The organism is Domibacillus sp. PGB-M46 (assembly GCF_022668875.1).
In the GTDB taxonomy this organism is placed as follows: Bacteria; Bacillota; Bacilli; order Bacillales; family Domibacillaceae; genus Domibacillus.
This window is the reverse complement of record NZ_JAKGCR010000052.1, coordinates 1-6,705: the sequence shown is the minus strand read 5'-3', so window position 1 is coordinate 6,705 and position 6,705 is coordinate 1. Positions and strand designations below refer to the sequence as shown.

6 protein-coding genes are annotated in these 6,705 nt (G+C 40.1%); all 6 read left to right on the top strand.

What is annotated here, in order from left to right; all coding sequences use genetic code 11:
• The first annotated feature begins 337 nt into the window (after positions 1–337).
• The 6 genes from L2D08_RS23410 (at position 338) to L2D08_RS23385 (ending at position 6,082) form a co-directional block, all read left to right on the top strand.
• On the top strand, positions 338–1,099 hold the full coding sequence (locus L2D08_RS23410; protein WP_242237928.1) for a DeoR/GlpR family DNA-binding transcription regulator: 762 nt from the start codon (positions 338–340) through the stop codon (positions 1,097–1,099).
• Between the two features lie 159 nt (positions 1,100–1,258).
• Complete coding sequence (gene tkt / locus L2D08_RS23405) at positions 1,259–3,277, top strand: transketolase (protein ID WP_242237926.1); 2,019 nt, start codon at positions 1,259–1,261, stop codon at positions 3,275–3,277.
• Positions 3,278–3,312: 35 nt separating this feature from the next.
• Positions 3,313–3,966 carry a fructose-6-phosphate aldolase gene (gene fsa, locus L2D08_RS23400; protein WP_242237924.1) on the top strand — a complete coding sequence of 218 codons (654 nt, stop codon included), beginning with the start codon at positions 3,313–3,315 and terminating at the stop codon, positions 3,964–3,966.
• A gap of 87 nt (positions 3,967–4,053) precedes the next feature.
• The gene (rpiB, locus tag L2D08_RS23395; RefSeq protein WP_242237922.1) at positions 4,054–4,503 is read left to right on the top strand and encodes a ribose 5-phosphate isomerase B; all 450 of its coding nucleotides are present in this window, start codon (positions 4,054–4,056) and stop codon (positions 4,501–4,503) included.
• A 261-nt stretch (positions 4,504–4,764) separates the two neighbouring features.
• A complete protein-coding gene (locus L2D08_RS23390) occupies positions 4,765–5,580 on the top strand; it encodes a pyruvate, water dikinase regulatory protein (protein ID WP_242237920.1) in 816 nt (271 codons plus the stop codon).
• 76 nt (positions 5,581–5,656) lie between these two features.
• The gene (locus L2D08_RS23385; protein WP_242237918.1) at positions 5,657–6,082 is read left to right on the top strand and encodes a cupin domain-containing protein; all 426 of its coding nucleotides are present in this window, start codon (positions 5,657–5,659) and stop codon (positions 6,080–6,082) included.
• Positions 6,083–6,705: the final 623 nt, after the last annotated feature.

Here is a 6,705-nt window from a genome sequence, read left to right as displayed (position 1 = left end):
CTCTACTAACTGTTGATAGATTGACATCCTTATAGCCTCCCAGAACTTTTGATGATGTAAAGCTTCTAACATTTGTGAAGAAGATTCATCTTTTTCTTTATTAATGACATATGTTAACAGCTTTATCATTTGACAATTCGTATCTTACAGGATTCTGAAAACTCTGTCAAACAATTATTTTTAATAAGGGAGAGCTATCCTTGGCAAAGAAGCCAACACAAACTCGTTACCTTTGCTTAGATTCTAGTTTCGAAAATGGTTAATAAATAAAAACACTATGATAAAATGGGTGAACAGTTGTGAAAGATACACAAATCACCAGAAAGGAGAACAACCATTGCTTGCTGCTGAAAGAAAATTGAAAATCATTGATTATGTACGAAAACATAGTGTAGCTTCAGTGGCGCAGCTTTCCCAGGACTTTGGTGTCCACGAAGCAACCATCAGACGAGATTTAAGTGAAATTGAAAAAGAAGGGCGTTTAAGAAGAACACACGGTGGAGTAGTTCTTGTAGAACGGGTAAGTTCAGAACCTTCTTTCACGGTCCGTGTCAATGAACGTGTTGAGGAAAAAACGTCCATTGCTGAACGTGCGATAGAAATGATCAACGAAGGAGACAGCATTATTTTGGATTCAGGAACCACAACTTTTCAAATCGCCCGGTTGTTGTCTGCCAAATCGAATATTACCGTTGTCACCAACGACATTAAAATTGCAGCGGAATTGCAGAATAACAAAGATATTAAAGTAATCGTAACGGGAGGTGTACTTTCTCCTGAAAGTTATATGTTAAACGGCCTTTTTACAGATCATGCCTTAAAGAAGCTTCATGTGACGAAAGCCTTTATTGTCATTCCAGCGATTCATCCAAAGCTTGGATTAACTCATTTTGATGATCAATTTGTTTCTGCTAAACGCAGTATGATTGAATCGGCCGAGCAAACGATTGTGGTAACAGACCATACAAAACTCGGAGGTGTGTCTTTGCACAATGTAGCGCCTGTTGCTCAAATTGATGTGTTGATTACAGGAAAAGAAGCCTCAGAAACTCAAGTAAAACAATTTCAAGAAGCAGGGGTAACGGTTTATACCGTTTAATCTCACTCATTTTTTAAAGTGCAGAAGGTCTTCTGCACTTTTATTTTTTTTATAAATGTTTATAAATGTTCATTTTTAATAAAATTTTGATTGATTTTGTTCGTTTTGTGCTTTATGATGTGAACTATCACAAATTTTCAGACAAAAAGGAGTCTACACATGAGCACTGTTTCAGTTTCAAATTCAGTAGAACAATTAGCGATCAATGCCATTAGAACATTGTCAATTGATGCAGTAGAAAAAGCGAAATCTGGCCATCCCGGCATGCCGATGGGCGCTGCTCCGATGGCCTACACGCTGTGGAGCAAGGTGATGAATCACAACCCTGCCAATCCTGAATGGTTTAACCGTGATCGTTTTGTTTTGTCGGCAGGACATGGCTCTATGCTTTTATACAGCCTGCTACATCTTTGCGGCTATGACGTATCACTTGAAGACTTAAAGCAGTTCAGACAATGGGGAAGTAAAACACCGGGACATCCGGAATACGGCCACACGCCCGGTGTTGATGCGACTACAGGTCCCTTAGGACAAGGCGTAGCAATGGGCGTAGGTATGGCAATGGCAGAAGCGCATCTAGCTGCAAAGTATAATAAAGATCAATTTGCCGTGGTAGATCACTATACGTATGTGATCTGCGGTGACGGAGACTTAATGGAAGGCGTTTCAGCAGAAGCTGCGTCTCTTGCCGGTCATCTGAAGCTCGGCAAACTTGTGATGATGTATGATTCTAACAACATTACGCTTGACGGTGAAGCAAACCTTTCTTTTTCAGAAGATGTAGGAAAACGCTTTGAATCGTACGGCTGGCAAGTGTTAAAAGTATCCGATCAGCATGATATCCAAAGCATCGAGCAAGCGCTGCTGGAAGCGAAAAAAGAAACAGCGAAACCAACATTGATTGAAGTGATTACGACATTGGGCTACGGCAGCCCGAATAAAGGCGGAAAAGGCGGCCACCAGGGAACACATGGCTCACCTCTTGGCAAAGATGAAGCTGCTTTAACAAAGGAATTCTACCAGTGGCCGCAAGAAGATTTCTTTGTTCCTGAAGAAGTGAGAGCTCATTACGAAGAGATCAAAGCAAAAGGGATAGAAGCAAATCAGCAATGGGAGGTTTTGCTTGCACAATATAAACAAACCTTCCCTGAACTTGCTCAAAGCCTTGAACAGGATCTGCAAAACGGTCCGCTATATGTGCAAGACGAAACATTGCCAGCATATGAAGTGGGCACAGAGATTTCTACCCGTATCGCTTCAGGCCAAGTATTAAATGCTCTTGCTCAGCAAATTCCAAGCTTGCTTGGCGGTTCTGCCGATTTAGAATCATCGACTATGACCCATTTAAATGGATTAGACCGGTTTGCGCCAGGTCAGTATGAAGGGCGTAACGTTTATTTCGGTGTACGGGAATTTGCAATGGGTGCTGTGTTGAATGGTCTGGCACTTCATGGCGGTGTGAAGCCATTTGGCTCTACGTTCTTTGTTTTCTCTGATTACCTTCGCCCGGCCATTCGCCTGGCTGCTTTGATGAACTTGCCGGTGACATATGTTTTCACACATGACAGCATTTTTGTCGGCGAGGATGGTCCGACACATGAACCAATTGAGCAACTGGCTGCTTTGCGTTCGATTCCAAATATGACGGTGCTTCGCCCGGCCGATGCCAATGAAACGGTTGCTGCCTGGAAATACGCAGCGGAAAATCAAAATGGTCCAGTGGCACTTGTTTTGAGCCGCCAGAATATCAAGGTAACGGTTGAACGGGAAACAGCCCTAAACCAACTTGCAAAAGGTGCATATGTTTTAGCAGGTACTGAGCAGGCTGAGTATGACGTCCAGCTTATGGCAACAGGATCTGAAGTATCACTTGCTGTTCAGGTAAGAGAGCAGCTTGTTCAAGAAGGAATCAGTGCACGCGTTATCAGTATGCCATCTTGGGAACTGTTTGAAAAACAGACAGCAGAATATCAAGACAGCATTTTAACGGGAGATAGTACGTTAAATGTCGCAATTGAACTTGCATCGCCATTTGGCTGGGCAAATTACGTGGGACGAAAAGGCTTAATTGTCGGTATTCCAACGTTCGGTGCCTCTGCACCAGGCGCACAAATTGCCAAAGAATTTGGATTTACAGTAGAAAGCATTGTTTCTCAAATTAAGAAACGCTTGTCCTAATTATTTATCATCACTTTAAGAAAAGAGGAAAAATAATGAAATTCTTTTTGGATACAGCAAACCTGGAAGAAATTAAACGTATTGTAAAACTTGGACTAGTAGATGGAGTAACAACAAATCCTTCTATCATCGCGAAAGAAGGAGCAGATTTTAAAACACGCATTCAAGAAATTTGTTCGATTGTCAGCGGTCCGGTAAGCGCTGAGGTCATCGGTCTTACAGCGGAGGAAATGATTCAGGAAGGCCGCGAAATTGCTGCTTGGGCAGACAATATTGTCGTAAAAATTCCAATGACCGAAGCAGGGCTGGAAGCAACCTATCAATTAGCGCAAGAAGGCATTAAAACAAATGTCACTCTCATTTTTACGGAAGCCCAGGGGTTAATGGCTGCCAAAGCAGGCGCTACATATATCAGCCCTTTTATCGGAAGACTGGATGATATCGGGGCAGATGGTGTCAGCTTGGTTCGGAACTTAAAAACAGTACTGCAAGAATACGGCTTTGAGACAGAAATCATTGCAGCAAGCATTCGCAATCTGGATCACCTTGTTCAGTCATCTCTTGCTGGCGCCCATATTGCAACTATTCCTGGCAGCATTTTGCCGTCTTTATGGAATCACCCTCTTACAACGTCCGGCATTGAAACATTTATGAAGGACTGGGGAAAACTTCAAGGCACGCTTAGCTAAAAAACATACGTTTATTTTGAGCATACTGAAGACAGTCAGGAAGATGTAACATCCTGGCTGTCTTCTTCACATATAGGAGGAAATCAAATGAAAATTGTCATCGCTTCTGACCATGGAGGTATTATAATCCGTCAGGAAATTATTTCTCTTTTAAAAGAAATAAATCTTGAGTACGTAGATCTTGGGTGTGACTGCACTGCCCCTGTGGATTATCCAGATTATGCATTTCCAGCAGCTCAAAAAGTTGCAAATGGAGAAGCAGACCGAGGCATTCTAGTATGCGGGACGGGAATTGGCATGAGTATTGCTGCAAACAAAGTGAAAGGCATCCGCTGCGCGCTTGCCCATGATACATTTAGTGCAAAAGCAACGAGAGAACATAACAATACAAATATGCTCGCACTCGGTGAGCGGGTGATTGGTCCAGGTCTTGCACGTGATATTGTGAAGATTTGGCTTGAAACGCCATTTGAATCAGGCGGCCGGCATGAAACGAGAATTAATAAAATCAAAGAAATTGAAAAGCAATATGCTTAACTAAACAAAAGAGAAAGTTTTGTCATGAAAAAGACTACTATTCTTCTGACGTTGATTCAAAAGTGATCTTTCGATGACGGTCATAGAGCGGTACGGCGTGAAAGTGCAACACCACAGAGCCGCTCTATATTTGGTTTCGGCGGCTCTTCCGAAAGTTCCATGAGTATGCAAGAAAACAAAGAAAACCCTCCTTATTTTTAGAAATAGGGGTTAATAAAAGTACTGGAAACAAAATTACAGGGAGTGAGGAGTGAATGCCACATGCGCAAGAAGGATATCGTTTATCTTTTATCGGGTTCTGTTGGAGAAACCGCTGAGTTTGTTGTGAAAGCGGTTACCGAACAATTTGTTGGAGGAGATCTTGAGATTCGTCAAAACTTTTATGTTGATAAAGAGTCTGATATAGAAGAGATCGTTACGGAAGCGAAAGAAACGAATTCGATTATTGCCTACACGTTAGTTATAGACTCTTTAAAAGATTACTTTAATAAACGAGCAAGTGAAGAGCAGATTCTAGCGGTGGATTTACTCCATCCACTGATGAATGCATTTATAACAAAGTTTAATAGGGAGCCGCTTTGTGAGCCCCGCTTGATACGAAAATTAGATAAAGACTATTTCCGAAAGGTAGAAGCGGTGGAATTTGCGGTAAAGTACGATGATGCCCGTGACATCAAAGGCATTGTAAAAGCTGATATTGTATTAATTGGGGTATCGCGAACATCCAAAACACCGTTATCTATGTACCTGGCTTATAAAGGGTACAAGGTAGCGAACATACCGCTCGTTCCTGAAGTGCCGGCTCCCGAGGAACTGTTTAAGGTTCCTAGAAATAAGTGTATTGGTCTTGTCATCACTCCAGAGAAGCTAAATGTTATTCGCAAGGAACGATTAAAAACATTGGGCTTAAAACCAGAAGCAAATTATGCCCAGTTCGAGCGAATTCTTGAAGAGTTGGACTATGCTGAAAGAGTGATGAAACGAGTAGGGTGTCCTATAGTTAATGTTTCCAATAAAGCGATTGAAGAAACAGCGAATTATATTATGGGCATTTTAAACATTGAAATGAGTGTTTAATAGTGGCTGGAATGGTATACATCTTTGATGAAGGATAAAGAGGTTTTTAACTTAAAAATAAAAGAAGGAAATCAATATGTCAAAAGAGATTTTTGTCATCAAAAACAAAGAAATAACTAAAGTTTTTGAGGAAACAACTAGACAATACCTGGTAGGAAATCTAGAAAGACCTCAAAAATTAAATCACTTTAAAGATAATAAATTAGAAATTGGCATCACATCTTATAAGGAGCCTAACTGTGAAGCACCACATTATCATACCCAAGCATATGAATATCAATATATCATTAGTGGAGAAACAGAATACATCGATATTGAAAATGGGAAAGAATACATTTTTTATGCAGGAGACTTTTATGTCACACCTCCGGGCGTTCAATATGCACAACGTTCCAGACCAGGAACAACAATTTTCTTTATCAAATCACCACCTGGTGATGATAAGGTTGTTATAGAACCATCAAAAGAGATTACGGCATGGATGAAAAAGGTTAGCGAATAATAACATTCTGTAGCAGCTAGTAATAAGGCCGCATGGTGAAGTTTTGATAACTAATTGTTGCTTAAATGTATTTTTCTTCCACACAGCATCCCCTTATGACCTGAAAAATAATTGCCCTTTATGACATTAAACAGTCACTAAATGAAAGTTAAATCCAAAACCCCATTAAGTTTAATATAGAAATAACTTCAAAAATTTAGACAAATAACACCTTTAAGTTGAAAATCGGTATCGAAAAATACCTCAAAGCAACTTGAAGGTGTTTTTATATGCTGCTTCTTATATCGGGCTAAAAATTTATTGTGAAGACGATAAGATGCTGTCCAAAACAACTGAATATGAGCACCTGAAAGAGATAATTGGATAACACAATCCAAGCTGAACGAGGATTACCAGTTTTCTTTCGTAGGAGAGCTTCAAGGTCCTAAAAAATTAGTAAGAAAATTATTGACAGCCCTTTCATTACCTTGTAAGATTGATCTAACAAATGTTAATAGATTTATCATTTGTGAAAATTGAGTTTAAAATATAATCAAATTCACTAATGTTAATTATTTAAAACCAATACACGTATTCACTATAGGAGGATATAAGGGATGTCAATTTATCAACAGTTAGTAGAA

Bases quoted from the DNA above. Each gene is read 5' to 3' on its own strand.
- L2D08_RS23385 (WP_242237918.1), top strand. From the start codon at position 5,657: ATGTCAAAAGAGATTTTTGTCATCAAAAACAAAGAAATAACTAAAGTT.
- rpiB (WP_242237922.1), top strand. From the start codon at position 4,054: ATGAAAATTGTCATCGCTTCTGACCATGGAGGTATTATAATCCGTCAG.
- fsa (WP_242237924.1), top strand. From the start codon at position 3,313: ATGAAATTCTTTTTGGATACAGCAAACCTGGAAGAAATTAAACGTATT.
- tkt (WP_242237926.1), top strand. From the start codon at position 1,259: ATGAGCACTGTTTCAGTTTCAAATTCAGTAGAACAATTAGCGATCAAT.
- L2D08_RS23390 (WP_242237920.1), top strand. From the start codon at position 4,765: ATGCGCAAGAAGGATATCGTTTATCTTTTATCGGGTTCTGTTGGAGAA.